This window comes from Acinetobacter sp. RRD8, assembly GCF_031844225.1.
Lineage (GTDB): Bacteria > Pseudomonadota > Gammaproteobacteria > Pseudomonadales > Moraxellaceae > Acinetobacter.
Genome location: NZ_JAUZUU010000012.1, coordinates 42,588 through 69,227 on the forward strand (window position 1 = coordinate 42,588; position 26,640 = coordinate 69,227).

General features: G+C 42.7%; 26 protein-coding genes. 14 read left to right on the plus strand and 12 right to left on the minus strand.

The genetic code is table 11. The annotated features are described in order from the left end of the window. Complete coding sequence (gene rsfS / locus Q9R24_RS11280) at positions 1-408, plus strand: ribosome silencing factor (RefSeq protein ID WP_311204533.1); 408 nt, start codon at positions 1-3, stop codon at positions 406-408. A gap of 270 nt (positions 409-678) precedes the next feature. Here the strand turns inward: rsfS and Q9R24_RS11285 are convergent, their stop codons facing one another. Genes Q9R24_RS11285 through Q9R24_RS11295 form a run of 3 tightly spaced genes read right to left on the minus strand, consistent with a single transcriptional unit; the run spans position 679 to position 3,590 of the window. Beyond that, a complete protein-coding gene (locus tag Q9R24_RS11285; RefSeq protein ID WP_311204534.1) occupies positions 679-2,124 on the minus strand; it encodes an NAD(P)(+) transhydrogenase (Re/Si-specific) subunit beta in 1,446 nt (481 codons plus the stop codon). A gap of 3 nt (positions 2,125-2,127) precedes the next feature. Beyond that, positions 2,128-2,451: a proton-translocating transhydrogenase family protein gene (locus tag Q9R24_RS11290; protein WP_004281642.1), complete on the minus strand. Its 324-nt coding sequence runs from the start codon at positions 2,449-2,451 to the stop codon at positions 2,128-2,130. A gap of 11 nt (positions 2,452-2,462) precedes the next feature. Beyond that, positions 2,463-3,590, minus strand: coding sequence for a Re/Si-specific NAD(P)(+) transhydrogenase subunit alpha (locus Q9R24_RS11295; protein ID WP_311204535.1), 1,128 nt, complete (start codon positions 3,588-3,590; stop codon positions 2,463-2,465). Between the two features lie 982 nt (positions 3,591-4,572). Here Q9R24_RS11295 and Q9R24_RS11300 point away from each other — a divergent pair. Continuing rightward, positions 4,573-5,760, plus strand: a complete 1,188-nt coding sequence (locus tag Q9R24_RS11300) for an MFS transporter (RefSeq protein ID WP_005106075.1) — start codon at positions 4,573-4,575, stop codon at positions 5,758-5,760. A 15-nt stretch (positions 5,761-5,775) separates the two neighbouring features. On the opposite strand, the gene Q9R24_RS11305 is transcribed toward Q9R24_RS11300, so the two are convergent. Further along, positions 5,776-6,420, minus strand: a complete 645-nt coding sequence (locus Q9R24_RS11305; RefSeq protein ID WP_005106074.1) for a hypothetical protein — start codon at positions 6,418-6,420, stop codon at positions 5,776-5,778. 274 nt (positions 6,421-6,694) lie between these two features. Between Q9R24_RS11305 and dusA the strand changes: the two genes are divergently transcribed. Further along, complete coding sequence (dusA, locus tag Q9R24_RS11310; RefSeq protein WP_404976598.1) at positions 6,695-7,720, plus strand: tRNA dihydrouridine(20/20a) synthase DusA; 1,026 nt, start codon at positions 6,695-6,697, stop codon at positions 7,718-7,720. A 50-nt stretch (positions 7,721-7,770) separates the two neighbouring features. On the opposite strand, the gene Q9R24_RS11315 is transcribed toward dusA, so the two are convergent. Continuing rightward, on the minus strand, positions 7,771-8,283 hold the full coding sequence (locus tag Q9R24_RS11315) for a hypothetical protein (RefSeq protein WP_004281611.1): 513 nt from the start codon (positions 8,281-8,283) through the stop codon (positions 7,771-7,773). Between the two features lie 229 nt (positions 8,284-8,512). Continuing rightward, a complete protein-coding gene (coaBC, locus tag Q9R24_RS11320) occupies positions 8,513-9,787 on the minus strand; it encodes a bifunctional phosphopantothenoylcysteine decarboxylase/phosphopantothenate--cysteine ligase CoaBC (RefSeq protein WP_005106071.1) in 1,275 nt (424 codons plus the stop codon). A 113-nt stretch (positions 9,788-9,900) separates the two neighbouring features. Here coaBC and radC point away from each other — a divergent pair, with 113 nt between their 5' ends. Beyond that, positions 9,901-10,602 carry a RadC family protein gene (gene radC / locus Q9R24_RS11325; RefSeq protein ID WP_005106070.1) on the plus strand — a complete coding sequence of 234 codons (702 nt, stop codon included), beginning with the start codon at positions 9,901-9,903 and terminating at the stop codon, positions 10,600-10,602. 65 nt (positions 10,603-10,667) lie between these two features. After that, a complete protein-coding gene (locus Q9R24_RS11330; RefSeq protein WP_114541813.1) occupies positions 10,668-11,579 on the plus strand; it encodes a bestrophin family protein in 912 nt (303 codons plus the stop codon). Between the two features lie 84 nt (positions 11,580-11,663). On the opposite strand, the gene Q9R24_RS11335 is transcribed toward Q9R24_RS11330, so the two are convergent. Further along, positions 11,664-12,515, minus strand: a complete 852-nt coding sequence (locus Q9R24_RS11335; RefSeq protein ID WP_311204536.1) for a PHP domain-containing protein — start codon at positions 12,513-12,515, stop codon at positions 11,664-11,666. Between the two features lie 44 nt (positions 12,516-12,559). Here Q9R24_RS11335 and Q9R24_RS11340 point away from each other — a divergent pair, with 44 nt between their 5' ends. From Q9R24_RS11340 to mnmC, 4 genes are read left to right on the plus strand one after another with little or no spacing between them, the layout of a single operon-like run. Beyond that, a complete protein-coding gene (locus Q9R24_RS11340; RefSeq protein WP_086044473.1) occupies positions 12,560-13,171 on the plus strand; it encodes a septation protein IspZ in 612 nt (203 codons plus the stop codon). Positions 13,172-13,199: 28 nt separating this feature from the next. Beyond that, positions 13,200-13,502: a YciI family protein gene (locus Q9R24_RS11345; protein WP_004281605.1), complete on the plus strand. Its 303-nt coding sequence runs from the start codon at positions 13,200-13,202 to the stop codon at positions 13,500-13,502. A 5-nt stretch (positions 13,503-13,507) separates the two neighbouring features. Further along, the gene (locus Q9R24_RS11350) at positions 13,508-14,017 is read left to right on the plus strand and encodes a hypothetical protein (RefSeq protein ID WP_311204537.1); all 510 of its coding nucleotides are present in this window, start codon (positions 13,508-13,510) and stop codon (positions 14,015-14,017) included. A gap of 39 nt (positions 14,018-14,056) precedes the next feature. After that, entirely contained in the window at positions 14,057-15,955 is a 1,899-nt protein-coding gene (gene mnmC, locus Q9R24_RS11355) for an FAD-dependent 5-carboxymethylaminomethyl-2-thiouridine(34) oxidoreductase MnmC (protein ID WP_311204538.1), read from the plus strand. 174 nt (positions 15,956-16,129) lie between these two features. Here the strand turns inward: mnmC and Q9R24_RS11360 are convergent, their stop codons facing one another. After that, on the minus strand, positions 16,130-16,444 hold the full coding sequence (locus Q9R24_RS11360; RefSeq protein WP_005101788.1) for a rhodanese-like domain-containing protein: 315 nt from the start codon (positions 16,442-16,444) through the stop codon (positions 16,130-16,132). Between the two features lie 91 nt (positions 16,445-16,535). Between Q9R24_RS11360 and Q9R24_RS11365 the strand changes: the two genes are divergently transcribed. Together Q9R24_RS11365 and Q9R24_RS11370 are read left to right on the plus strand one after the other, a co-directional pair. Beyond that, entirely contained in the window at positions 16,536-17,024 is a 489-nt protein-coding gene (locus Q9R24_RS11365) for a YajQ family cyclic di-GMP-binding protein (protein WP_311204539.1), read from the plus strand. 25 nt (positions 17,025-17,049) lie between these two features. After that, complete coding sequence (locus Q9R24_RS11370; protein WP_311204540.1) at positions 17,050-17,553, plus strand: DUF4442 domain-containing protein; 504 nt, start codon at positions 17,050-17,052, stop codon at positions 17,551-17,553. Between the two features lie 59 nt (positions 17,554-17,612). Here Q9R24_RS11370 and Q9R24_RS11375 read toward each other — a convergent pair whose 3' ends face one another. From Q9R24_RS11375 to Q9R24_RS11385, 3 genes are read right to left on the minus strand one after another with little or no spacing between them, the layout of a single operon-like run. Beyond that, positions 17,613-18,053, minus strand: coding sequence for an acyl-CoA thioesterase (locus Q9R24_RS11375; RefSeq protein WP_404976599.1), 441 nt, complete (start codon positions 18,051-18,053; stop codon positions 17,613-17,615). A gap of 5 nt (positions 18,054-18,058) precedes the next feature. Continuing rightward, entirely contained in the window at positions 18,059-18,490 is a 432-nt protein-coding gene (gene trxC, locus Q9R24_RS11380) for a thioredoxin TrxC (RefSeq protein WP_085064696.1), read from the minus strand. Next, positions 18,491-19,387: an alpha/beta fold hydrolase gene (locus Q9R24_RS11385; protein ID WP_311204542.1), complete on the minus strand. Its 897-nt coding sequence runs from the start codon at positions 19,385-19,387 to the stop codon at positions 18,491-18,493. 125 nt (positions 19,388-19,512) lie between these two features. Here Q9R24_RS11385 and Q9R24_RS11390 point away from each other — a divergent pair, with 125 nt between their 5' ends. Together Q9R24_RS11390 and Q9R24_RS11395 are read left to right on the plus strand one after the other, a co-directional pair. After that, positions 19,513-19,848 (plus strand): TIGR01244 family sulfur transferase, encoded by a 336-nt coding sequence (locus Q9R24_RS11390; RefSeq protein WP_004281596.1) that lies wholly within the window; start codon positions 19,513-19,515, stop codon positions 19,846-19,848. Further along, positions 19,841-20,263: a beta-lactamase hydrolase domain-containing protein gene (locus Q9R24_RS11395; RefSeq protein ID WP_311204543.1), complete on the plus strand. Its 423-nt coding sequence runs from the start codon at positions 19,841-19,843 to the stop codon at positions 20,261-20,263. Before Q9R24_RS11390 ends, Q9R24_RS11395 begins: the two co-directional genes overlap by 8 nt. Before the next feature lie 152 nt (positions 20,264-20,415). Here Q9R24_RS11395 and Q9R24_RS11400 read toward each other — a convergent pair whose 3' ends face one another. Next, positions 20,416-24,942 (minus strand): hypothetical protein, encoded by a 4,527-nt coding sequence (locus Q9R24_RS11400; protein ID WP_311204544.1) that lies wholly within the window; start codon positions 24,940-24,942, stop codon positions 20,416-20,418. A 171-nt stretch (positions 24,943-25,113) separates the two neighbouring features. On the opposite strand from Q9R24_RS11400, the gene Q9R24_RS11405 reads away from it, so the two are divergent. After that, entirely contained in the window at positions 25,114-26,505 is a 1,392-nt protein-coding gene (locus Q9R24_RS11405; protein WP_311204545.1) for a dihydrolipoyl dehydrogenase, read from the plus strand. The last annotated feature ends 135 nt before the right edge of the window (positions 26,506-26,640 follow it).

A 26,640-nucleotide genomic window follows, 5' to 3' on the forward strand; every position in this document is an offset into this window, starting at 1 on the left:
ATGAATTTAGAACCATCGCCCAGCGCTTCTAATTCTCACGATCTTACTATGAATTCAAATTCTCAAGCTGTACAGAACTGCTTAAAAGTGGTACATGCTGCACTTGAAGATGTAAAAGCAAAAGAAATTGTTGAGCTTGATGTCAGCGGTATCAGTAATGTGGCTGATGCTATGGTCATTGCAAGCGGTACATCGACACGTCACATCAAATCATTGGCCAATAACGTTGCTGAAGAAGCACGTAAAGCTGGCTTCCGCCCTCTTGGTATTGAAGGCGAACGTGATGCTGAATGGATCCTCATCGACCTTGGTTATGTGGTGGTTCATTGTATGCTTCCAACAGCGCGTAAATTCTATGACCTAGAAAGCTTATGGCGCAATCCTACAGATACTGACTCTGTAGCGTAAAAACCGAATATTCAAAAAAGCGACCTGTGTAGGTCGCTTTTTTATTGCCTGTTCATCCAACTTTATAAGCGTTAATACCACTCAATCTGTTCGCTATTTTTCTTTAATTTTCATCTTGTCTTATGCACCGATTTGATTGGTATTTTAGGATCAATTCATCATCAACATAGACGTTCGATGATCACTCAATCATCCTTTTCCCAAGATATAAAATAAAAAATCCCCCTTTATTAAAAGGGGGACTTAGGAGGATTCTAATGATTTAGATGATTAGTGACCCGTACCATTAATGGCTTTAGTCATATCTTCCACCACTTTCTTGGCATCACCAAAGATCATCATGGTCTTGTCATTATAGAACAAGTCATTGTCGAGACCCGCATAACCGGTTGCCATAGAACGCTTGATCACCATAATCGTACGTGCCTTATGGGCTTCCAGAATTGGCATACCATAAATTGGCGATGTTGGATCATCTTTCGCCGCAGGGTTCACAACGTCGTTCGCACCAATCACTAGCACCACATCTGTTGCCGGGAAGTCCGAGTTGATCTCATCCATTTCCAGGATGTCTTCATACGGTACGTCCGCTTCAGCAAGTAGTACGTTCATATGACCTGGCATACGACCTGCTACAGGGTGAATCGCAAAACGAACCGTTACGCCCTGCTCTTTTAGCAAGTTAGCCAATTCTTTTACCGCATTTTGTGCACGGCCTTGCGCCATACCATAACCCGGTACAATCACCACGCTGTCTGCATTTGACATCAGGAAGCCTGCATCATCTGCCGAGCCAGAACGGTGATTACGTTGGACCTGTTCACCTGCTCCTGCTGTCGGCGCAGCTGCACCGCCCATCGCACCGCCAAACAAAACGTTGATGATTGAGCGGTTCATCGCTTTACACATGATGTAAGACAGAATAGCACCTGAAGAACCCACCAGTGAGCCTGCAACGATCAACATGTTGTTTTCTAAGGTAAAACCAATACCAGCTGCTGCCCAACCCGAGAATGAGTTGAGTAGCGATACCACCACTGGCATATCACCGCCACCGACTGGTGCAATCCATACCCAGCCGAATGCCAGTGCAAGACCTGTCATTGCCCAGAACGAAGTCATATTACCCATCAGGAAGAAGTGAATACCAAAACCTAACATTGCAATAAAGATAATCGCCTGAACCGGTTTCACCCATGCACCTGAAATGGTTTTTGCCCATTTCTTCGCGGCCAGTTTGCCATAAGCAAAGACTGATGCTGTAAAGGTAATCGCACCCACGAAACAGCCTACAAACAGTTCAAATAAATGAACACGGCTCATTTCATGGAAATTTACCCCATTAGCAGCCAATAGGTCTGGACCAAGTTCAATCAGTTTGTTGTTGTGAATAATGGCAGCAACGGCGATCAAGACCGCAGCCAGACCCACCAATGAGTGCATTAGCGCCACAGTTTCAGGCATCTGGGTCATTGGAACTGTGCGTGCACGGGCAATACCCACGATTGCACCCAGCACCATTGCACCAATAATCATCCAGACCACCGGATTCTCAGCCACAAAGAAGGTAGTCACGACCGCAATGGCCATCGCGATCATTCCGTAACGGTTACCGGCAATCGCAGTTTTAGGACCTGATAAACCACGTAGCGTCAGGATAAAAAGAACGGCACCAATCAGGTAGAACCAATCCGCATATTCTCGAATCATTTCCATGGATTAACCCTCTTTTTTCTTTTGCTTAGGTTTAAACATTTCCAGCATACGTGCAGTCACTGCAAAGCCACCGAAAATATTAATGCTCGCCAGGAATACTGCAATCGCGCCAAGTACGCTCACCACGTTAATGGTCTGGAAATCCACGCTACCTTCAACGCCGATCACCGGCAGGCCAACGGTCTGAATCATTGCACCGACAATAATGATCGATGACAAGGCATTGGTGACCGCCATCAACGGCGTATGCAATGCTGGTGTTACACCCCACACCACGTAGTAACCTACGAAAATGGCAAGGACAAAAATCGTAATTGTTTCAACCATCAGTCTTCTCCTTAACCACGTTTCAGCAGCACTTGGCCGCCATGAGTGACGAGTAGGGCTTTTTGAATTTCTTCTTCTTGATTCAGGACAAAATTCTTATCTGCATCAAATAGTGTTTCAACGAAGTTAAATACGTTACGAGCGTATAAAGCAGAGGCTTCAGTTGATACAGTCGACGGAATATTTGGAATGCCGAGAATTTTGACGCCGTTGTCGGTATGGACTGTTTCGCCACATTTTGAACCTTCGACGTTGCCGCCAGATTCTACTGCCATGTCCAGAATCACTGAACCCGGTTTCATTTTCGCAACTGTTCCAGCACGGATTAAACGCGGTGCATCACGGCCCGGTAAAAGCGCTGTGGTAATCACGATGTCAGCATTTGATACCGCTTTATCAACAATTGCAGCCTGATCGCGGATGTATTCTTCACCCGGCATCCAGCCATAACCATTTTTGGCAGCATCTGCAGCTTTTTGCTGCTCTTCAGCAGACATCGGTACGTCTAACCATTTACCGCCCAGAGATTCAACCTGATCTTTGGCAGTTGGACGCAAGTCTGTGGCTTCAACGATGGCACCTAAACGTTTTGCAGTGGCAATCGCTTGCAGACCCGCTACGCCGACACCCATGATCACCACACGAGCCGGTTTAACCGTACCCGCAGCAGTCATCAGCATCGGGAACATGCGCTGGTATTCAGCCGCAGCCAAAAGCACCGACTTGTAACCTGCAAGGTTGGCTTGAGAAGACAAGACATCCATGTTCTGCGCACGAGACAAGGTTCGTGGCAAAAGTTCCAATGCAAATGCAGACACGTTTTGTGCCGCGAATTGGTCAAGCTCAGTATTACGGTAAGGATCAAACATTGCCACGATAGTGGTGTTCGGGTTGAGTTTTTGAATTTCCTCACCTTTCGGTGCACGAACTTTTAAAATCAACTGACTGCCGGTATAGGCATCATCCGTAATTTTGGCACCAACTTGTTCATAGGCACTATCGATATAGGCAGCTTTAACACCTGCACCACGTTCGATAATCACGCTATGTCCTGCGCTGATCAATTTCTTTACTGTCTCTGGCGTCGCAGCGACGCGATTTTCACCGACAACAGTTTCGGCTGGAATTCCGATCTGCATGAGCGTTCCTCAAGCTAATTTTTCTTAAGTAAACATCGTGTAAACGATGCTTCCCCTCAGGATGTGTTCTTGTTGAATTTTTGGATTCTAATCAAACTGTTTGAAATTACCACCTACTATTTATTTAATAAATACCTATATTTTGAACTGATGATTCATAAAAATGATGCTGTGATAACACATTCATTTAATTCAACGGCTATTCATATTCGATGCTTTTATAAACGATATTCATTCCGCTGAATGAAATATCCAGATTTTGCTGATATAAATAAGCGCAGATTTCTGATTTATTTTGTTACATTGATGATTCTGACAATGATTGCTGTATTTCTTGATTCAGAAGCAGACTTTCAATTTCTCTAGTCCCTATAGATAGCGGCACTTTAGCTGCGTCGTTTTTTTAGTTTTGACTTTTTTGACAGATTTAGCACTCAAGCAAGAGCACTGTTTTTAGATGTTAAAATCTTATTTTATGAAATGATAGAATTTGTTTTGAGCAGATCTTCATCAGACAAAATTGATAGATCTGACAAAAAATAATCGCCAAAATTTTATAAGACCCAAGTCTCAAACAGTCAGATAAAGGGTAGAAAAAAACCTTGCGTACTATTTATTATATTAATGTACTGAACTTGATTCAAAATGGGAAATCCCATTTTTGCACCAAATTTGCGCAACAAAATAGCGTAAATATTCCACTTTTTTGGCTGAGTGCTCCTTTTTTATTGTTTCTAGATCAAGCTGCGCTTTAATGAAGCAACCCCATTATCAAAAGATAAAAAATTCTGCAAACATTCACTCATATTTTCTATTTAAAATTGCACTTCTTTCTTTAAGCTGCCTGAGTTCTAACGATTTTCAATGCTGGCAATATTTCTCTACTTTTAAAGCGAGAACTTCTGGCCTATAGTGCCCTCAATTTGAACATTATTCTTATTCCTCATTTCAATTCTTCCGGTCTGAATACAAGGTTAGCCCTATGCACACGCCTCTCGATATTAGTCAAAATAAGCCCTTATTATGGCTGATGGCGATTGCATGCGGCTTATGTGCCGGCGCTAACTATTATTGCCAGCCGCTGATTTCATCGATTCAGCAGTATTATCAGGTGCCTGAATCACAAGTAGCGCTCACCGTCACCTTTGCTCAAATCTCTTATGCCTTGGGTCTGCTGTTTATTGTGCCTTTAGGGGACATGCTAAATAAAACCAAACTGATCCCCTTTCTCATGCTGGGTGCGGCAGCAGGTTTATTTATTTGTGCCAGTGCAGTGAATCTGCCGATGCTCTGGGTCGGCACTATCATTGCCGGACTGTTTTCCGTGGCTGCACAGATTCTGATTCCCTTGGCCACCATGGCGGTCAAACCGGAAAAAACCGGAGAAGTGGTGGGCTTCCTGATGAGCGGATTACTGGTGGGCATTCTGCTCTCAACCAGTATTGCCGGATTATTTTCCGACCTGTTTCACTGGAAAATGATTTATATCGTCAGTGGCATAAGTATGCTGGCCTTAAGTTTTTATTTGAGAGGAAAACTACCGAGCCTGCCACGTCTGAGAATCAGCTATACAGCGATTTTTAAATCTATGGGGATATTACTCAAGCAGGAACCACGACTGGTTTTGCGTTCACTTACAGGTGCGTGTGCTTTTGCTGCCATGAGTATGTTGTTCTCCACCATCGCTCTGCTGTTGACACAGGAACCTTTTCAGCTTTCTGATGTCATGGTCGGACTGGTCACGCTGGTCGGTGTATTTGGCGCACTTTCTACGCAGTTCATTGGTAAATGGGCCGATCGTGGCCATATCAAAATACTGAGCTGGATCGGCTGTTCTATCCTGATGGGGAGCTGGCTGTTTTTATACTTTGGTGCGGTATCCTTGCTCAGTTATATTCTCGGTTATGGACTGATAAATCTCGGGCTCGCAATTACGCACAGCTGTAACCAGAACGTGATTTTCCGCCTGCGCCCGGATGCCAAATCACGGGTCAATTCACTGTATATGACCTTGTATTTTATTGGTGGTGCATGTGGTTCAGCCTTAGGGGTTTATGCCTGGCATCACGGTGGCTGGAGCATGACCTGTCTGGCAGGACTCGGGCTAGCTCTGTGTGCCACCCTATTCGCCCTGCTGGATCAATGGCATCAGGCTAAGACAACCGCATAAGTATTTTACCTCTATTTAGCTGACTTGCGCCGCCGGATAATAAGGCTTATTCAGATCAAGAGTTTGTGAATTTTCCAATAAAATACAGATAAAAACCGGCAATAAGGCTGCCAGAATCCGGCAGCTTTCCTCTAATGATTTATAATTCAGCGAGCTGTGATACGTGGCGCCACCCTGCATTATCTGATGGTGCAAGGTAGATAAACGCTGAAATATTCCAGCTAAAATTTCGATAGAATTTCGTTCTTTTAAAGCATTCTCTATATTCTGTTTCTGTGCTTCCAGATCAGCTTGACAGCTTTCCAGACTAATTTTCTGATGACGATAATCCCAAAAGCTTTGTTCCACATAGGGATTGGCCAAGAGTGAGCAGATCGGCTGGTTATATTTTTCCCAGAGAATATGATTAATTTTCTGATCCAGATCCTTTTGGCAGAGTGTTTCCAGAAACTGCTGCAGTTTGCTCTGATCTTGAACCAGATCACGTTCATCTGCATAAATCGCCTGAAAGCTGATCCACAGGCTGATAAACTTAAAATCCAGATCCTGATCCAGGTCTAGCGATTTTTTAAACCAGCCTAAGCCCCGATGAATTCTTAAATTAAAATGTGCCGAATTTTGTGCTTTATGGCTTTTATAAATTTCCTCCAATAACAACATGATTATTCTCCTTATTTCTAGCGTTTTTATCTTCATCTTTCTCCTATCAAAATATACCATTCCAACCTGACTGGGAATTCCAATTTTATTTCTTGTTTCATTCCTCGGATTTACCGGGCTAGCTTAAGTTCGCCGGGTGGTTTTTCTGATTTTATGCTAGTATTACACCCTCTTTTTGCGACGTCAGCCGATCCGGTTTTAGCCAAAAACCAATCGCTGAGTGCTCGCATGAATTGCTTCTTCTTTCTTCCATTTCGTTAAAGCGTGATTTTGAATGACTGATCTGAACACCATTGAAAATAAACTTCAACCACGAATCAGTGTTGCGCCGATGATGGATTGGACCACCAAAGACTATCGTTTCTTTGCACGTCTGTTTAACCCGAATGTGATTATGTACACTGAAATGGTCACCACAGGTGCGATCATTTATGGTGATGCCAAACGTCATTTGGACTTTAATGCGGAAGAGCAGCCAATCGTTTTGCAACTCGGCGGCTCGAATCCAAAAGATCTGGCAATCTGTACCAAGATGGCGCAGGACTGGGGCTATAACGAAGTCAATTTAAATGTAGGTTGCCCAAGTGACCGGGTACAAAATAATAAAATTGGTGCCTGTCTGATGGCGGAGCCTGATCTAGTCGCAGAATGTATTACTGAAATGCGTCATGCGGTGGATATTCCAGTGACCGTAAAACACCGGATCGGAATTGATGATATGCAATCTTATGAAGAGATGCTGCATTTTGTCGATACCGTGGCCAAAACCGGCTGCAATAATTTTATCGTGCATGCGCGGATTGCCTTATTAAAAGGTCTATCACCTAAAGAAAACCGCGACGTGCCACCCCTACGTTATGAAGATGTCTACCGTTTAAAACAGGATCGTCCTGATCTGCTCATCGAGATCAACGGCGGAATTAAAACCTATGCCGAAACGCTGGAACATCTCAAACATGTGGATGGCGTGATGATTGGCCGCGAAGCCTATCATAATCCTTACTTACTGGCTGAACTGGGCCAGTTATGGAATCTGGATGCACCAGACCGTTTTGACATTATGCAACAGATGCTGCCTTATATTGCCCAGCGCATGGCCGAAGGTGCACCTTTATCCATTATTACCCGTCATATTTTAGGACTGTTCCAGAATTTGCCGGGTGCACGTAAATGGCGTCAGGCTTTAAGCGGTGGTAATGCCAAAACCTTGAAAGATGTAGAGACTGCACTTTTTAATATTCAGGAAGCGATGCAGCGTACCGAAGATTATGTACGTGAACATCAACAAGTTGAGTCCTAAACACAAAAAGCACCAATGATCGGTGCTTTTTTATAGCGATTGCGCATGAGTTATTGCGTATACGCCGTGATATTACCGACCGGAATTGGCTCTTCCTGATAAGAAACATCTTGTAATGCGGGTTCAGCCACTGGTGTAATCAGAGAGCCGGAGACATTCTGGTTCGGTTCATCTACAGGTTCTAGATCATCCAAGGCTGAGGCCAGTTGCTGTAATTCTCGATCCAGTTGCTGACGATATTTTTCAATTTCAATTTCATCAATAAAAGCAAAGGCATCATCTTCAATCGACCAACTATACCCGCCATCTACCTTAAAGACTTTTACATGAATGGGATATTCCTCGCCCTGATAATTCAGATGAGAAATGGCCTGAAACTCATTCCCCTGACGCTGGACAATTTTGACCTTTTTCACGGTAAACCGATAGTGTTGATAATCTCGATTGGAATTAAATTCACGTTGCATCTGCGTTTGAATATTTCTGGCCAGTTCATCCATCGAGACAAAATAACTGCATCCAGCCAGACAGGCGACCATCCATAACATCATGATTTTTTTCATAGCGCCCCCTCTTTTTTCTTTCCACTTCCTGCTTATAGCCGATATATGCAGTATTTTTATCTTTGCTTATTCTGTGATCCATTTTATGCTTTTTTGCAAAAACAATAAACAAACAGCGCTTCGATTAAGACTAAATATTTATGGTTTCTATAGTTTTTTTGAATTAATGATAAAAAATCAGCTATAAAAAAACCCTGATGGATTCAGGGTTTTTTCGATACAGATCGTTTTAAAAATCATCATCACTGGATGGATCACGATGTAAGGCATCATGAATGGCTTCGATCAACTGCTGGGCAATCTCCTGCTTGGAGGCTTTTTCCAGATCACGTTTGTCTAGCTGATAATGCTCGGCAAAGAATACTGTCATGGCATTTTCATCCGAAGCAAATCCGATATCTGCACGTGATACATCATTGCAGGCAATCATATCCAGCTTTTTCGCGACCAGCTTTCCGGCAGCATATTCTTCAATATTGCGGGTTTCTGCAGCAAAGCCGACCATAAATGGACGTTTTTCCTGCTGGGCAATGGTGGCGACAATATCCGGATTTTTCACCAAGGCGACATTCAGTTCATCACCGGCTTTCTTGATTTTATGCTCGGCTACTTCTGCCACACGATAATCGGCTACTGCAGCTGTCGCAATAAAGATATCGCAACCATTTTCCAGCATTTGCATGCTTTCATTCAGCATTTGTACGGCAGAAGAAACATTCTTACGTTTTACGCCATTCGGGGTATCCAGACTGACCGGACCTGCGATCAGGGTGACATTTGCTCCGGCTGCATAACAGGCTGCAGCCAGTGCAAAGCCCATTTTCCCGGTACTGTGATTGGAAATATAACGCACCGGATCAATCGCTTCGCGAGTCGGGCCTGCGGTAATCGTGACTTGTTTACCCGCAAGCAGGCCAAATTTTTCCGCAATCGCACGTTGAGCTTTATGAAAATATTCAGTCACCTGTCGGGCTAAATCTTCCGGCTCAGGCATCCGACCCAAACCTACATCCCCACAAGCCTGTGAACCCGCGTCCGGCATGATCACATGCACACCATCTTCGATCAGTGTCGCAAGATTACGCTGCGTTGCTTTGGCTGCCCACATTTGCTGGTTCATGGCAGGTGCTACCCAGACGGGTGCTTTTGTTGCCAGATATAAAGTACTTAAGAGATCATCAGCCAGACCTGCTGCGAATTTTGCCAAGGTGTCACAGCTGGCCGGCGCTACTAGCAACAGATCTGCCCAACGTGCTAGCTCGATATGGCCCATGCCGGCTTCTGATTCAGTATCCAGTAATTCGGTATGTACGGGATTGCCCGATAAGGCCTGAAAGGTTAAAGGTGTAATAAAAGCCTGTGCACCGTGAGTCATGACGACCCGCACATTAAATCCGGCATCTTTCAAACGGCGGACCAGAATTGCACTTTTATAGGCAGCAATACCGCCAGTGACGGCCAAAATGATATTTTTATGAGGAATTACACTTAGATCAAAGCTCACGAACAGATTACCTCGCTGTTGCAGTGGGGCTCACAATAGCATTAAATAATCGCATTCCCAAGAGATCGGCTTGCGGGAAAACTGATAATTCATAATAAATAAGTCTAATAACTATGCAATTTTCTATTAAAAACTGGCCGAAACAAGAACGGCCGCGAGAACGCTTAATTCAATATGGCGCAGAAAGTCTGTCCGATGCCGAGCTACTGGCTATTTTTCTACGCTCCGGTTCCCAGCAACATTCGGCAGTTGATCTGGCGCGTTTGCTGATTCAGCATTTTGGTCATTTGACTGCGTTGCTCGATGCACCTTTACAGGAAGTCAGCCAGTTTCATGGCATGGGCATCAGTAAATATACTCAACTGATGGCCGTCAAGGAACTCGGACGGCGTTACATAGCCGAGCACCTGAAACAGGATGCACTGGAACTTACCAATTCCAAGCGGCTGAGAGATTACTTACGTTTTGAACTGCTCGGTGAAACTCAGGAAGTGTTTGCCGTGCTGTGTCTGGATGCCAGTTTAAGAAAAATTGCCTTTAAAAAACTGTTTTATGGCTCCATCAATGCATGTGATATTTCCATTAATCAATTGCTACGTTATGCGATTAGCCAACAGGCGACCTCAATTGTCATTGCACATAATCATCCGCTGGGCCGGCCCTCTCCCTCCAAGGCTGACCTAGTGTTAACCCGTCAGATTCAACAGGCCTGCCAGCTAGTGGATATCCATCTGATTGACCATTGCATCATCGCCTTGGAAGGCAGCTTTTCCTTTGCTGAGCAGCAACTCATCAAACCGGAAATGCAGTATTGAATAGCACTTGACAAAGCAGGCACAACTCCACAAGATCATGAAAAAAATTGTGATGATTCCAATAAATGATCGTACGTGACCAGCCGACTGTTTTTAAACTGCTGTTTTCCTGGCGGGGGACGATTTTACCTAAAGTTTTGCCACCTTTAGGCGTAGTGATGCTGATGTCAGCCATCATCGGTGGCTTATCACATATTGGTTATTTTCATTTTCCAGAATTACCCCTGGTCGGCTTTACCCTGATTGGAGTGGTACTGTCGATCTTTCTCGGATTTAAGAACTCGGCCTGTTATGACCGCTGGTGGGAAGCGCGCAAACTTTGGGGAATTCTAATTGCCAATTCACGTCATTTTGACCGTGATTGCAGGATGCTGTCCCAAGGTCGCCGTGAGCGTGTGATTCAGCATGTGATTGTCTTTGCCAATGTACTCCGCGATCGCCTACGCCATCAAACAGCCAATCCGACTGAACTGGTTGAAACCAGCGGCATGAGCCAGCAGGCGGTGACCCAACTCTATCAGCAGGCCAATGCGCCGCAATATACCTTAAGCCTGATTCAATGGGAGTTAATGCAGGCGCTTAAAGAAGGTGAAATCTCCGATATCATCTATATGCAGATGAATAATCATGTCGCTGAACTAAGTATTGTCCAGACTGGTTGTGACCGGATTGCGACGACGCCTTTGCCTTTTGCCTATTCGGTCTTGCTCAATCGTACCGTCTATTTTTTCTGTTTTATTTTACCTTTTAGTTTAGGTTCAACGCTTGGTCTGTTTACTCCTTTACTGGTTGGAATTTTGGCTTATACCTTTTTAGGATTAGATGCTCTAAGTTCGGAAATTGAAGAGCCTTTTGGTACTCAGAGTAATGACTTGCCGCTGGACTCGATGGTACGTACGATTGAAATTGAACTGTTAGGGACTTTAGGTAAACCGACGCCACCACCGATTCAGGCTCAAGATCATAATTTGCTTTAATTTATAATTCTCTCCTCGCCCTTTGTTATTAGTAGCGAAGGGAAAATCTTCTCTCAAATGAAAAAGATCGAGGTAAAGGAATGACTAAACAAAACTCTCCCAAATCCCGACCTGCCCCGGTTTAAGACTCGGGACATTGCCCAGTTTAATCCAGGGCATATGATCGCCATGAAAATCACTACCAATCGAAACTTTTAGCGCGTGTTCAGCAATCATTCGATCCACCATCTGCCGGGTGGAACTTGGCTCAATCGCCGGTGGTAGTTCCACCGCATCTCCACCAAACTTGGCAAAGATCTCAATCAGGTAGCGGATATTGGTCGCAGATAAATCATATTTAGTCGGATGTGCCAGCACGGCGAATCCGCCACTTTCATGAATCACCTGAATGGTGTCTTCAAGACTCAAGCCATCAAATTTGACATAGGCTTTCTTGCCTTCCTTAATATATTTATCAAAAGCCTGTTGTGCACGGGTCACAATCCCCTTTTCTACCAGCGTTTTGGCAATATGGGTGCGTGTCACCCGATCAGGGATATTGTCGACTTTGGCCAGTACATCTGCATAAATATCCTCACCAATTAAAGGAGCCAGCAGATCACAAATCTGTTTAGAGCGTTCAGCCCGGATTTTCTTTTGCTGATTGAGGGCTTTTTGTAAAGGCTCAGGATTTTGCATATTTAGGGCGACGATATGCACGCCATAGTTTTTTTTGGTGGCAGGACGTGACCACTGGCTGGATATTTCCACCCCCGAAATGATCTTAATCTCATGATTTTTAGCGGCTTCCTCAGCCAATGCCAAACCGTCCATGGTGTCATGATCCGTCAGGGCCAAAGTATGGACAAGTTTTTCCACAGCCGCTTCGACTAATTGCTGAGGACTGAAAGTTCCATCAGAAATATTACTATGTGTATGTAAATCTACGCCGTGCATCTCTATACTATGACATTTATTTGATCAGATTTAGATACTCTAACATGAAAGCACTTTTAGACTTTGTGCCACTCATTATTTTCTTTTATTTATATAAAACTGTAGATCCAAAAGACACTGACCATCAATTGCTGCAATTGATCGGTTCTGCGGGGGGTGTCGACAATAATAATATTCTTGTTGCAACCACAGGTCTGATTATTTCCATGCTGGTCGTCTATGGTGCGTTATTTGTCATGCAAAAATTCCGTCTGGACAAGCAGCAATGGATTGTCTTGTTTATGACGGTGATTTTTGGTGGTATCACCCTGATCCTCAGCGATGATTTTTATATCCGTCTAAAAGCCGTGTTACTGAATCTGGTCTTTGCCGGAGTCTTTTTCTTATCCCCTTGGTTTAGCAAGGATAAAAAGCCTCTGATCCAGCGGTTATTTGGTCCAGTATTCAATCTAAGTGAAAAAGGCTGGTTCAAGCTGAACTATGCTTGGGTTGCCATGTTCGTACTGATGTCATTTCTGCATACCTTTTTCGCCTATTTGTGGATGGATGGAAAATATTGGGGCGAATTTACCGCATTCGGTGACATGATCGTGATGTTTTCCTTTATCATTATTCAGTTTATTGTATTGCGCAAATACTTTAAGACCACTGAATAAGTCCAACTACAAACGATTGAGAGTCATCATGCCATTATTCGTCGTTAGCTGTACCGATCGGGAAGGTACAGTTGAAAAACGCCTCGCGATTCGTCCACAACATCTTGCACGTCTGGAACAGTTAAATGCTGAAGGTCGCCTGATTGTTGCAGGTGCCATGCCTAAAGATCCAGCCAATCCACAGGCCGGTTTTTATGGCAGTACCATTATTGTCGATTTTGACAGTCGTGAAGCGCTGGATACATGGCTACAGGATGAGCCTTTCTTAAAAGAAGGTGTGTACGAACACATCGATGTTAAACCATTCAATAAAGCATTCCCTCAAGGATAAGGTTCATGCGTGTTGTTACTGCCAGTATCATTGGCCTATGTTTTATGATTTCTCCAGTATGGGCAGTCGAAGTTGCGCCTGCTCCTGTGACTCAGGAAAATCAGACAGCACAACCTCAAGGGACAGCGGTGACTTCCCAAACCCAGTCTACGCCGAAACCTGCCATTATTCCTGCCGTAGCGACTTCTGCCCAGCCAGTGCCACCTGCCGAGAATAAACCTTTAACTGCAGAAGAAATCGCCAAGCTGAAAGCCCAGCAAGAGGCCAAGGTCAAAGCCTTGGTCAAAGATCAGGCCACCCGTTTGCAGCAACTGGAAAAAGCCAATCTGGAAGCACTATCGCAAAATCAGGAATTGCAGCTCAAGAATGACAACCTGGGTGTTCAGGTACAGGTGCTGCAAAGTGAACGCAGTGCGCAGATGTTCCTCTACGGTGCAGCAACATTGGCTGTCGGTGTATTGCTTGGCTTCCTGATCGCGAGCTATGTTTATACCAAACGTCGCCGTCAATGGTAAGCTATAGCCCTTCCCGATATCTTTAAGGTTGTACCCGTTTTGTCGCATGCAATTCAAACTGCCGATCTGGATTGGCAATTGGTGGATGGCATTGATGTGCCTGTGTCCAAGCAATTTGGTGATGTGTATTTTTCCAAAGACAATGGCTTGCTGGAAACCCGGCATGTCTTTTTAAATGGCAATGATCTCAGTATGCGTCTGGCAGATTTAAAACCTTTTGAATATTTCTGTGTCGGTGAAACGGGTTTTGGTACTGGTTTAAATATTCTGGCGCTGTGGCAGCTCTGGCAACAGGTGCGTCCGGACAATCACAGTCATCTGCATGCGATTTCAGTTGAAAAATTCCCTCTTTCTAAAACCGATCTGATTCGAGCCTTAAATGCCTGGCCAGAACTCAAGCCTTTAGCTCATCAACTCATCTCTCAATATCCGATGCCAATTGCCGGCTGTCATCGTCTCAGTTTTCCTGAAGAGCGATTCAGTCTGGATCTATGGCTGGGTGATGCACATGATGTTTTCCCGGTAATTGAAAAAACTGCGCCGGTGAACGCTTGGTTCCTGGATGGTTTTGCGCCTTCCTGCAATCCAGACATGTGGGAAGAAAATGTTTTAAATAATATTGTACGTTTATCCGAGATCGGTACCACTTTCGCCTCTTTCAGTGTTGCTGGCGTCTTAAAACGTGGCTTAAAAAATCATGGGATTTCAATTTCCCGCCCACGTGGTTTTAAGCATAAGCGTGAAATGCTGAAAGCGATCTGGAATCCCGCTGAGGAAAGCAACCCATCTTCAGCGCAGGAAACAACTCAAAAAAAAACTGAGCGAGATACAAAGACCAATATCAGACCTCGTCAAATCGCTGTGATTGGCGCTGGAATCGGTGGTTTAAGTAGCGCATGGGCATTCGCTCAACGCGGTCATCAAGTCACGATCTACGACCAGTCAGCGCCCCTCTCCGGAGGTTCTGGCAATCCACTGGCTTTGCTCAATCCCAAACTCTGTCCAGTTGAGCAAAGTGCAGAGCATTTAATGACCTTGGCTTGGCAACAGGCTCTGACGCACTATGCAAAATTCAAGGCTTTCCGCCCGATTCAGGTGAATCAGTTCGCCTTAAAAAATCCTGAACAGCTTTTAGGATTGGCAGATGAATATCCTGAAGAAATTCTGGCTGTACAAGATACAGAAGATCAGGAGATGCAAACTGCATTTCTAAGTTTAAAACTGTTAGAAGCTGGTGCGGTTTCACCGCATCAGTTACGTGATGAAATTTTGCAGCATGCTAATATTCAATACGAGCAGGCTAAAATTAGCCATATTGAAGCTGCTACAAAACCTCAGCTATTTTCAGATAAACAGGATCTGGGTGAATTTGATCATGTGATTGTCTGTACTGCGCGAGAAACAGCACAATTCTTTGCAGATTATCCAGTGTTGAAACCGATTCGCGGACAGGTGAGCTGGATGAATAATCAAGCCCAGCCTTTAAGTCAAAATATTGCCTATAGCTACGGCGGTTATTGTATGCAACTGGATGCTGAACATTTGATCTTGGGTGCTTCTTTTTATCCAGGTCGGGATGATATCGAGGTGTTAGCAGAAGACCATGTGCATAACTACGAACTGATCCACAGCGTATTCCCAGAATATGCAGCAACCCTGCCTGATGTCGCGACCTGGCAAGGTCGGGCTTCGGTTCGTGCGCAAAGTCAGGATTATTTCCCCCTGCTCGGTAAAATGAAAGCCGATGAGGAAATTTACAGCTTTGCCGGTCTAGGCTCCAAAGGCTTTTTATTTGCACCCTTGTGTAGTGAAATTCTGGCTGCCCAGATTCTCGGCGAAGCCTGTCCGGTACCATCAAGTTTAATAAAAAAACTCAGTGTGACCCGTTTTCAAAAGAAAGTTAAAACGAAGAAACCGTATTTTAAGCTACAAATTTAATTACTATTTTGAATGAATCCCCCTAAATCCCCCTTTAAAAAAGGGGGGACTTTTCTCTACTTTTATGAATAAATAGAATAGATGTAGCTCCTCCCTTTAGAAAAGGGAGGTTGGGAGGCATTAAATCTCACCCATTAAAAAAGCGCCTTGCGGCGCTTTTTTTTGACAGAATGCTTATACACCCTGTTCAAGCGGTAAGCCTGCATCACGGGCAGCACGAGTACCACCCATCAGAATGACATATTCACGTGAGCTGTCAAAACCCTCTAGTTTTTCCGCAGCACGTGGAGCTTTACTGCCCCCACCACACAAGATGTAAATGGGTTGATCCGCTGACACCTGAGTTAGGCTTTCTGCTGAAAGATCGTTAATGGGCTGATTCACCGCCCCTTTCACGTGTGCTTCAGCAAAAGCACTTGAATCGCGTACATCCCAGATAATTGCATTTTCTGGGAACTCAAATGTTGTAATTTCTTGTTTACGGATCATTGCGCACTCCTTTGATGTAAACAACACTTGGCAAATGAAGAAAACATCCCTAGCATCTCAGATATTCTTTCCCTTTGTAAAGGTCTAAACTATGCCTTCTTTCGATATTGTTTCTGAATTAGAAATTTTTGAAGTAAATCATGCAGTTCAAAACACCCAAAAAGAAATCGCGACCCGCTTTGATTTCCGTGGTCAGGACGTTTCTATTGAACTGAATGAAAAAAACAAGGAAATCAAAATCTCGACTGAAAGTGATTTCCAGTGTGAACAAGTCTATAGCATGCTGGAAAGTCATTTCTTTAAACGCAAAGTCGATATTCAGGCGCTTGACCCACAAAAAATGACAGCTTCTGGCAAAAATGTGATTCAGGTGATCAAGCTTAAAGATGGTCTTGACTCAGATACCGCAAAAAAAATTAATAAAGCCATTAAAGAAAGTGGGATTAAGGCGCAATGTTCTATTCAGGGCGACAAGATTCGTGTGACTGATAAAAAACGCGATACATTGCAGCAAGTAATGGCATTCTTGAAAGAACAGCAATTTGGTTTGCCTTTACAGTTCAATAACTTTAAAGATTAAGACAGCAACGTCTGTAGAAGGAATTATGGCAAAGAACAACCGATTAGCCAGATTAGTCAAAGCCACTGCACGATTACCGCAAGGCATTCGTACTGCTTTGTTAAGTAAAACTTTTGGCCGGGTCGTTCCTATGGTCGGCTCTGCCAAGCTTCGCTATGTAGAGCTAAGTCCAGCAAAAGTCGTGGTTAGAATCGCCAATCATAAAGCCATGCAGAACCATATTGGTCAGGTGCATGCCTGCGCCATGGCTTTACTGGCAGAAACCGCGACCGGCTTTGTGACGGCAATGAATGTGCCGGATACGGCGGTTGTACTGATCAAAAGCTTAAAGGTCGATTTTAAACGTCCGACGCGCGGTGCCATAACCGCTGTTGCCACGCTCACCCCTGAACAGCAAGCCTTGATGCAAAGTTCAGATAAAGGCGACACACTGGTTCAAGTTACCGTCACGGATGAATCCGGTGAAGCCCCGATTCAATGTGAAATGCTCTGGGCCTGGATTGCCAAGAGCCAGCTCAAAAAATCATAATTTCTTCTTCTAGACAAAAAAATCCCAGATATTAAATCTGGGATTTTTTATTTAAGTCTTCATTGTGCTGATTGCGATTCTAAAAGCTTCAGTTTGGCGTCTTCTGGGATCAGACGTTTGTTACCTTTGACATCCACCGCAACGAAAGTAAACACGCCTTCAGTCACCCGAATTGGTGGGCGTGAATCATCATGACTGTCCCAAACCTCGATTTCCATCTGGATAGAAGTTTTACCAACTTTTAAAATCTGGGTATAACAGCTAATAACATCACCGACTTTCACCGGCACCAGAAAAGTCATCTGGTTAATCGAAATCGTAGCACAACGTCCCTTTGAAAATCGTTCTGCATGAATCGCGCCTGCCAAGTCCATTTGTGAAACGATCCAGCCACCAAAGACATCACCACTCCAGTTGGTATCTGCAGGCATTGCGATCGTCTGTAGGGAAAGAATTCCCTCTGGTCTTACTTGAGAATCTGACACTTTCACTCCAGGCATTTGAATTAGGGTTGGGTATTTAACTGCTGATCAAGCCATTTTTGCAGCTCGCTTGACCGTAATGCACCGCTTATTCTAGCAATTTCGTTGCTTTTATTCATCAACACCAGCGTCGGAATACTGCGAACATTAAATGCAGAACTTAAGCGCGGATTCGCTTCGGTATCAATTTTTGCAAAAACTACATTTGGATATTGCTTCGCGACAGTCGCAAAATGCGGTGCCATCATTTTACAGGGACCACACCATTCTGCCCAGAGATCAATCAGGATTGGCAAGTCACTATGCGTGACAAACTGACTGAAATTCTGCTCATTCAGCTCAATCGGTGCCAGCGGAATGAGGGCTTGATGACATTGACCACAAGCAGGGTTGGCAGTGAGTTTATCTTCAGGGACACGGTTTTTGGCCAGACATTCCGGACATACAATAATCATCTAGCGCACTCCAATATGTTGATGTAAGAATTCTAATTGGGTCGAAACTGCTTTTTCAAACCATTCCCCATGATAAATATCAAAATGCCGGATATTCCACTCATGATATTGCACAAATGGCGCAATATTGGTCGCAGTTTCCCGACTGGATTCAATGGGAATCAGACTATCCAGTTTTGCCGCAATAAACAGGACTGGAATGGTGATCTTCCTCACCTCCTGAATCGGTCGATAACGCATCAGCTGAAAGAATGCCCGTGCAGGAATGTGACCGCTCCAGTAATAATCCGGATTAACAATCGACAGATAACCTTCGTAACTGTCCTGCGTCGGCATAAAACTGAGTTCATGCTGATCAACCACAGGTAAGGTCTTCGGTGCCATACCAACCTTGGCCCCCATATAGTCCTGACTGGAGACTTTAAGCGCCTTGGGGAGTTGTTGTAAAGGATATAGTTGGGCACTCTCGGCCCCATCGACAAAAGGCACCTGTACCATCGCCGCCTGAATATTTTTCAGTTCTGCAGCTAAGGTCAATACGTGCCCACCACTTAAGGCCGTTCCCCAGAGCACGATCCGTTTACTGTCAATCGATTTGCGTTCCTGAATATGCCTAATCATGGTTCGCCAATCATCGAGTTGGGCATTAATCGACACCAGCTCACGCGGGCGTCCGGTGCTGCCGCCCCAATAGCGATAGTCAAATAAAACCACCGCATAGCCGGCACTGGCAAAACGCTGGGCATATTGCACCAGTTTAAATTGACGTAAGGCAGCCAGACCATGAGCCATCAGGATTACGGCCGGTTTTTCTATATTTTTAGGCCGATAAAAATCTGCAGCAATCACATCCTGACCGCTTTTGACATACAGTGGTTCAACTGTATAAGCCTGCATACGCGCTCCATTGCGTTATCTTATGGTTATCATCATTTATAAAAATTTCAGAACAGGTTCAGCATGTTTTCAGCTTAATGCTATCATAAAGCATATCGATATAGATGAAATGATGGAGTGGCGTCATGAGCGAAAATGTAGGTTTTGCTGGTCAAATTGGTCCGGAACACGTAACTCAAGTGGTTGAGAAAGGTTTTAAATCGATTATCAACAACCGTCCGGACATGGAAGGTGGTTCCGAGCAGCCAACCAGTGCACAAATCGAGGAAGCTGCACGCAATGCCGGTCTGGATTATGTATTCCAGCCAGTAGTAGCCGGTCAGATTACTGAGCTTGATGTTCGCACTTTTGCCAATCATTATAATGAATTACCAAAACCGATCTTGATGTTCTGTCGTACCGGAAACCGCTCGAATAACTTATATCAACTGGCGAAACAGATGGATCTGCTGGATGACTAAGTCGTTTTGGAAAGGTGTGGTATTGGCAACCTGTTTTAGCTGTATTACACCTGTTTTTGCTGCAAATGATCTTAGCCGTGCGCTGAACTCTACGGTGAGTGTCACGGGGCAAATGACACCAAGCAAGTTCCAGCAATTGATTCAGCAAGGTTTTAAATCTGTAATTGTAAACCGCCCTGATCAGGAGACTGGTAATAATGTCACGGTGAGTCAACTACGCTCCATTGCGGAGAAATCTCAAGTGAGTGTGATTTATCAGCCTGTAGTGAGTGGCCAGCTTTCTCAGGCCAATATTGAAGAATTTGCTCGATATTATAATGAGCTGCCAAAGCCGATTTTGATGGTCTGCCGTAGTGGTACACGTTCAGCAGCTCTGTTCAATCAGGCAAAATCTCAAGGATTGATTCATGAATAAAATCTTGGTCATGTTATGTCTGAGCTTGGCCTTTGTTGGCTGCAGTTCAATGAATTTAAAGCCGACTGTGGGTGTGAGGGTGGGGACTACTATTTAGTCCTTAAATTTTAGCTCCCATAAAAAAACAGCGCCGAAGCGCTGTTTTTTTTCAATTATGGACATTTTGTTGTATTTACACCATACGGACTTTTCAGGTTCGGTCCATAGCTTCCATTACTACTATAATCTGAATTCAAAGAAGCTAAACCAAGATTATAAGTTGTTCTTGTCGGTAATGTTGCAATGGAAGTTTGAGCACCAACTGTCACACTTAACCATTGTGCATATTCTTTAGGATAACGCACAACAAAATCAAATTTACCTTCACTATCTGTTTTATAGGTCGCGGTTGTACCTTGACCTAAGAATGTTGGTACTTTTACGGGAATATTGGTCACTTCTGAATTGGTAATAGCTGCTCCAATTGAATTACTCGGACAATCTCTCGCAGTATTTCTAAGAATAATAGCATCATCATCATCACTTTCATCTACTGTACCTTTATTATCCATCACAATACCATCTTTAAGATAAGCTGTTGATGAATAGTAATTTTCATCTGGTCCTACCCAAGTCTCTGATAGATTATCAGCTACTTTGGCTGACTTTGCCCAGATATATTGACCTTTAAAGTACCAAGTTGGAGTAATATCTAAAGTAACTACCTGATTAACTAAAGGCTTACCATCAAAATCAACCACGCTTGCAGACATATTACGCAAGTAATAAACACCATCAGCGGTTGTTGCTACGCCTGTCGGATTAGATGCAAGTACAATAGAAGCACGTGTATTCGTATTATTTCGCTCAATCACATTAATACGATGAATCTGTGACTGCTCTTCATATCCATCTTCTTTAAATTTAGCTTCTACTCTTAGACCGAGTGTCACAAACTGAGCTGCAGTCAATGTTTCACTGCGTGATTTTTCGTCAAATTGTACTTTAAATTTAGCCTGACCATTTTGATCAGTTGTTAAACCTGATGGTCCAATAATTATAGCACCGGTTTCAATATGATTAGTTATACTTAAAGTCACATACTGATTGGCCACACCCCCACCATTTTGATCAACAACAGTAATTGTAAATTCAGCCTCATCTCCACGCACATCTAAATTAGATTTGTTTGCAGAAATTTTCAAAGAATAGCGAGCAGGAATATCAGCAGTAATAATAGGTTGTGGTGGCTGATAGACATTAATACGTGAAATTTGAGTCGTCATTTTTCCTTTGTTATTTACATGCGTTGCCGTTAACTCTATACCACTTTCAATAAGTAATTCTGCATCGACAGATTGTCCATCAATTGCAACAGAATAGTAGGCATTACCGCGACTGTCTGTAATCACCGTCTGAGGATCTGTGGTATTTGTTGGGAAACCTGTGCCCGGTGTACCGACAACCAATGTCGCTGCGGCATTGGTAGACAATTTAACTTCTTGATTTACTAAAGGTAAGCCAGCTTCATCTTTCAAATGAACAATTACGATTGATCTATCACCAGCTGCACTTAAATTAGTTTTATAGACATTAATATCTAATACATTCGTATTCACAGGCTCAATAACTGAGTTAAATTTTAAGACACTTGTAACACGCTCCCCTTTAGGATTACTAATTGTTCCACTGATGAAGAAACCATTCGCTGCCAAATCTGCTTTTACACTATCCGGAATAGTTTCAGGAATAGTTAGATCAACTGTCACAAAACCATTTTCTACAGTCAGGACACGTTCAGAGCCGAGTTTAATACCCGCTTGAACTGCTTTAGGACCTAACTGTAAATCGACAGGATAACCAGATTTTAAAGCACCAATTTCGTCTTTAATTCCCACTTTAATCTGGTAAGTATTTCCTGCTTCTAAATTCTTAAGGTCAGATGTTAAACGTAGTGTCACCGCATCAGTAGGCACTGCTACTGGAACATTGGTCACCTGTTGAATGCGGTCACCCGTATTTAAATTGGTTCCCACAATACCGACTGTAATACCATTTTTGATCAGGCTTTCATCATATATACCTTCCGTGATTTTTACCTTAAACTCTGCCTCACCTTTGCTATTGGTTGTCAGCGTTGTATCAGACAGTGAAATTCGACTATTGGTATAAATATTAGATAAAGCTAAGTTGATTGGTGTATATGGAATTTGATCGCCATTTTCATCCAATGCAGCCACTTTCATCGTCACTTCACCACCCAATACTGAAATTGGTGTAGCTGGTGAGATAAATATAGATGTGATATTTGGATATACAATTGCTGGTTTGGTGATATCCACTTTTTTGGTGATGGTGTAAGTCGAACCATCTTTACGCTTCGCAAGTATTGCAATGGTAATACCGTTAGCAACCAAATTCTCAAGCTCTGCTTCATTAGTAGGATTCACCACAAAGGTAAATGATGTACCACCATTTTGAGTGACTTTAGCACTGCCACCCGAAATTGACACCCCATTATTTAATGCAGCTGTATTAAGACCAAAACTCACAACTTGATCATTCAGCGGTTGTTCATCAGTTCCAAATGCTTGAACATCAATATTAATACTTTGCGCAGCATTCACATTCAACATTAATGGACTTGGTGTATTCACATTGACTGTGAAATAGTCCAAATCAACCACATCATTTGCAGTTGCTGCTTTAAAGTTTAAAGTTAGGTTATCACTAAAATTTTGAGTTACATTACCATCTGTATCAGTATTACTTGCAGTCGCTACTAATGGAATACCTGCCCGTAATAAATTCAACTGTTCAGTTAATTTATTCACGTCCGTTTGCGGTGTGTAGCTAAATGAGAATGTTGCGATACCAGATTCGTCGGTTTCAACAATCGCATTAGACGTTAAATTTAAACTGAGTGCTTGTTTCTGTGCAGGAGTTAAATTTTGACTTAATGCCAATTTAACTTTTTTACCTTTTAATGGACCACCATCTACATCGAATACTGCAACTGAAACTGGAATACTTTGTTTTTTAGTTAAATCAAAATTAGGCTTATCTAATGGTTCAAAAGCAATATAGCTAATAGATGCATTGCTCTGAGTATTCTTTTCAACTTCAATTTTAATACTATTGGAAATATTATTATCAGTCGTAAATGTCGCAGCAATGCCAGAGCTCACCAAAGTATCAATGGCTGTTGAACTTGGATTGTTGGTTTTAATTTTAAACACAACAAAACCATCAGCATTTACAGCCTGAGTTTGGTTTTTATTAAAGGTTGCGCCATTATCATTACTACCAGACAATTCAACCGCATTTGATAATGCTTCACTGTTCAGTTTAATGGTGACATTGCCTTTATTCGCGCCAACACCACGGTTACTGATGGCTTTAACACGAATGATGACTTCATCATTTGTGGCATTAATTTTATATGAAGACGCAATTTCCAAACGTTGAATAGCATCCAGATCACTTGCCTGGTTATTGGCAGTGACGACTTCAATTTCATCAAAGAATTCTTTTTCAGTTTCGCCTTTGTAGGTCGCTTTTAATTTAATGTTGTTTTGAGATAACGCAATTGGGTGTTCTGCTGTAGTCACCACTTCAAAAAGTGCATAACCCTGACTATTGGTCATCGCAGTTTTATTCACAATACTTACATTATATAAAGCACTGTTATCCGCAAAATCTAAAGTGACTTCGCGGTTAGTCAGCAATGTTCCTTTAGAGTTTTTCGCTGCAACTTTAACAAGCGCGGTTTGCCCCGGAACAATTGGTGTTTCCGGTAAAACAAAGGACAGAACATCGACAACATCTAGACCATTTTTAAAGGTAACACTGCGTGTGCCTGTTTTTACAGCCTTATTTTCATCTACCAGTTTAAAATTCAATTCAGCAGTCGTGTTTGCCAAATTAATTACATCGGTATCGGTTAATTCAGCAGTAGCTTTAATCGTAAATTCTGCTACGCCTTGAGCATTCGTTTGAATAGTCGATGCTTCTGTTACAGCAAATTTACCTTGCATTTCCGTAGGCAAAATTAATGAAACAGATTGATTTGCTTTCGCACCGCCTTTCTTATCTGTAACCGTCACAGGAATTTTTACTTCACCGTCTGGTAAGCTCATGATAATGTCATTTGGCAGGGACAAATTGTAATCACTCTTGATCACACTTTGCTTAAATACTGTCACAGTACTTGGTGTAGAAATTTTTGTGCCATCTACAGTTGCGGTAAGATTAAATTTACCTGAAGCAATGCTAATTTCTGGAATCTTAACTTCAAAGATAGCAATACCATCATCACCCGTTGTAACTCGTGATGACTTAGCAGTAACGTTTAAACCATCGGTATCATTAATTGATAATCGTACGTCTTTATTAGCAATACCGCCTTTATCAGCATTTAAAACTTGTACAGCCACCAAAATAACAGAGTTATCCTGTACTTTTGAAATTACTGCACCGCTTGCATCCTGCAATTTAATATTTAGACTTTCAGCGACTGTTGAGTTATCTGTTACAGAACCATTTTCATTACCATTATTTGAACCTCCAGTATTACTATTCGAAGAACCTTGATCATAATAACCGTCACTCCCCCCCCCTCCACACGCAACCAAAGAAATTGATGTTGCTAAAACTGTTGTACTAACCCCTAGTTTTTTTAAATTTATAAACAAACTCATGATTTTTCCTACTGGATATAATAGTTAAGCTGCCATAAAGTTAGTCTTCTGGCTTTTACACAAAATTTACTCAAATTAGCAAAAATAAGCAATCTAGTTACATAATTTACACCAGAAACATTGTAAACCATAAATATAAATAATTATGTTTTGAGACTTGGTAATCATTCTATGTACGACCTCATCATCATCGGCGCAGGCACTGCAGGAATAAGTGCCTATAACGAAGCCATTAAATACACCCAGAATATGTTAATTATCAATGATGGCCCATGGGATACGACCTGTGCCCGTGTAGGTTGTATGCCAAGTAAATTGCTAATCTCTTCAGCAAATCGCATGCATGATATTCAAACTGCTGAAGAACTTGCTTTAAAACATAATTCTGTCATTGATCCTTCAGAGGTTATGCAACGCGTGCATGTCCTTAGAGAACGTTTTATTCGTGCAACCTTGAAAGGTGTCGATCAATGGGACAGCTCACATAAAATTTCCGGAAAAGCCAAATTTGTTGATCTCCAAACGATCGAAGTGAATGGACAATCCTATCGGGCCAAAAGTTTTATTGTCGCTGTAGGTTCACGCCCCAATATTGATGAAAATCTAAAGCAAAAATTAAAAGACAAATACATCACTTCAAATGAAATATTTGAGTTTTCCCAATTACCTAAGTCATTAGCGGTGATCGGCAGTGGCATTATTGCAATTGAATTAGCTCAAGCTATGCAACGACTAGGTGTAAAAACCACGATGTTTGCGCGTAGTCAAAAAGTAGGTGCATTAAGCAGTCCAGTTTTACAAAAACTGGCGCAAGAGCAATTCAACAAAGAGCTCAATATCAAATTTAAAATCTTGCCAGATAAAGTTGAAATACAAGCAGATAAAATAAAGATTAATTTTACAGAAAATGATCAGACTAAGAGTATTGAAGTTGAATATGTCTTAGGTGCCACAGGTCGGCAAAGCAATATAGATCGTTTAGGTCTAGATCAACTGAATTCAACATTCAAGGACATCAAAAACCTTCCTATCGATAAAAAAACAAAACAACTTGCAAACCTACCTATATTTATAGTCGGTGATGCCGCCCCTGATGCTCCCATTCAACATGAAGCCGCTCATACAGGTAAACAGGTAGTTCATAACTGTGTGAATTATCCGAATGTAAAACCTATTACTGCTTTAACACCATTAGCTATTGTATTTTGTCATCCTGAAATGGCGATTATCGGAAAAAGTTTCAAGCAACTAGAAGATCAACAAATCGAATTTATTCGGGGATTTGTCTCTTATGAAAATCAAGGACGTGCACTAGTTCTGGCAGAAAACTCAGGCGGAATAGAAGTTTATATTGATAAAAAATCAGGTAAATTACTTGGTGCAGAACTCTTCTGTTCACAAGCAGAACATCTGGCCCATTTACTGGCCTGGATGATTGATGCCGACCAGGATATTCACCAGATCCTAAAGAAACCTTTTTATCATCCTACGCTGGAAGAAGGCCTTAGAACTGCCTTTAAACATGCTCGACGTCAGTTTGATGCATTGCAAGAACAAAGTTGAGTAATCCGCCCCTTACTCGATAAGGTTAATTATCGCTCTAGCTTCATATTGAACACTGTATAAAGTTAACGTTATATGAATGCTAAATAGTCAAGACAATTATCTCGCCCATAAAAAAACACCCCCTTCGTTAGA

Excerpts from the sequence above, each read along its gene's own strand:
- Q9R24_RS11300 (WP_005106075.1), top strand. The coding sequence starts at position 4,573 with ATGCACACGCCTCTCGATATTAGTCAAAATAAGCCCTTATTATGGCTG.
- Q9R24_RS11335 (WP_311204536.1), bottom strand. The coding sequence starts at position 12,515 with ATGCACGGCGTAGATTTACATACACATAGTAATATTTCTGATGGAACT.
- Q9R24_RS11290 (WP_004281642.1), bottom strand. The coding sequence starts at position 2,451 with ATGGTTGAAACAATTACGATTTTTGTCCTTGCCATTTTCGTAGGTTAC.
- Q9R24_RS11340 (WP_086044473.1), top strand. The coding sequence starts at position 12,560 with ATGAAAGCACTTTTAGACTTTGTGCCACTCATTATTTTCTTTTATTTA.
- dusA (WP_404976598.1), top strand. The coding sequence starts at position 6,695 with ATGACTGATCTGAACACCATTGAAAATAAACTTCAACCACGAATCAGT.
- Q9R24_RS11345 (WP_004281605.1), top strand. The coding sequence starts at position 13,200 with ATGCCATTATTCGTCGTTAGCTGTACCGATCGGGAAGGTACAGTTGAA.
- Q9R24_RS11350 (WP_311204537.1), top strand. The coding sequence starts at position 13,508 with ATGCGTGTTGTTACTGCCAGTATCATTGGCCTATGTTTTATGATTTCT.
- Q9R24_RS11395 (WP_311204543.1), top strand. The coding sequence starts at position 19,841 with ATGACTAAGTCGTTTTGGAAAGGTGTGGTATTGGCAACCTGTTTTAGC.
- Q9R24_RS11400 (WP_311204544.1), bottom strand. The coding sequence starts at position 24,942 with ATGAGTTTGTTTATAAATTTAAAAAAACTAGGGGTTAGTACAACAGTT.
- rsfS (WP_311204533.1), top strand. The coding sequence starts at position 1 with ATGAATTTAGAACCATCGCCCAGCGCTTCTAATTCTCACGATCTTACT.
- trxC (WP_085064696.1), bottom strand. The coding sequence starts at position 18,490 with ATGATTATTGTATGTCCGGAATGTCTGGCCAAAAACCGTGTCCCTGAA.
- Q9R24_RS11390 (WP_004281596.1), top strand. The coding sequence starts at position 19,513 with ATGAGCGAAAATGTAGGTTTTGCTGGTCAAATTGGTCCGGAACACGTA.
- Q9R24_RS11285 (WP_311204534.1), bottom strand. The coding sequence starts at position 2,124 with ATGGAAATGATTCGAGAATATGCGGATTGGTTCTACCTGATTGGTGCC.
- Q9R24_RS11365 (WP_311204539.1), top strand. The coding sequence starts at position 16,536 with ATGCCTTCTTTCGATATTGTTTCTGAATTAGAAATTTTTGAAGTAAAT.
- Q9R24_RS11305 (WP_005106074.1), bottom strand. The coding sequence starts at position 6,420 with ATGTTGTTATTGGAGGAAATTTATAAAAGCCATAAAGCACAAAATTCG.
- Q9R24_RS11330 (WP_114541813.1), top strand. The coding sequence starts at position 10,668 with ATGATCGTACGTGACCAGCCGACTGTTTTTAAACTGCTGTTTTCCTGG.
- Q9R24_RS11360 (WP_005101788.1), bottom strand. The coding sequence starts at position 16,444 with ATGATCCGTAAACAAGAAATTACAACATTTGAGTTCCCAGAAAATGCA.
- radC (WP_005106070.1), top strand. The coding sequence starts at position 9,901 with ATGCAATTTTCTATTAAAAACTGGCCGAAACAAGAACGGCCGCGAGAA.
- Q9R24_RS11370 (WP_311204540.1), top strand. The coding sequence starts at position 17,050 with ATGGCAAAGAACAACCGATTAGCCAGATTAGTCAAAGCCACTGCACGA.
- Q9R24_RS11405 (WP_311204545.1), top strand. The coding sequence starts at position 25,114 with ATGTACGACCTCATCATCATCGGCGCAGGCACTGCAGGAATAAGTGCC.
- Q9R24_RS11385 (WP_311204542.1), bottom strand. The coding sequence starts at position 19,387 with ATGCAGGCTTATACAGTTGAACCACTGTATGTCAAAAGCGGTCAGGAT.
- Q9R24_RS11315 (WP_004281611.1), bottom strand. The coding sequence starts at position 8,283 with ATGAAAAAAATCATGATGTTATGGATGGTCGCCTGTCTGGCTGGATGC.
- Q9R24_RS11295 (WP_311204535.1), bottom strand. The coding sequence starts at position 3,590 with ATGCAGATCGGAATTCCAGCCGAAACTGTTGTCGGTGAAAATCGCGTC.
- Q9R24_RS11375 (WP_404976599.1), bottom strand. The coding sequence starts at position 18,053 with ATGCCTGGAGTGAAAGTGTCAGATTCTCAAGTAAGACCAGAGGGAATT.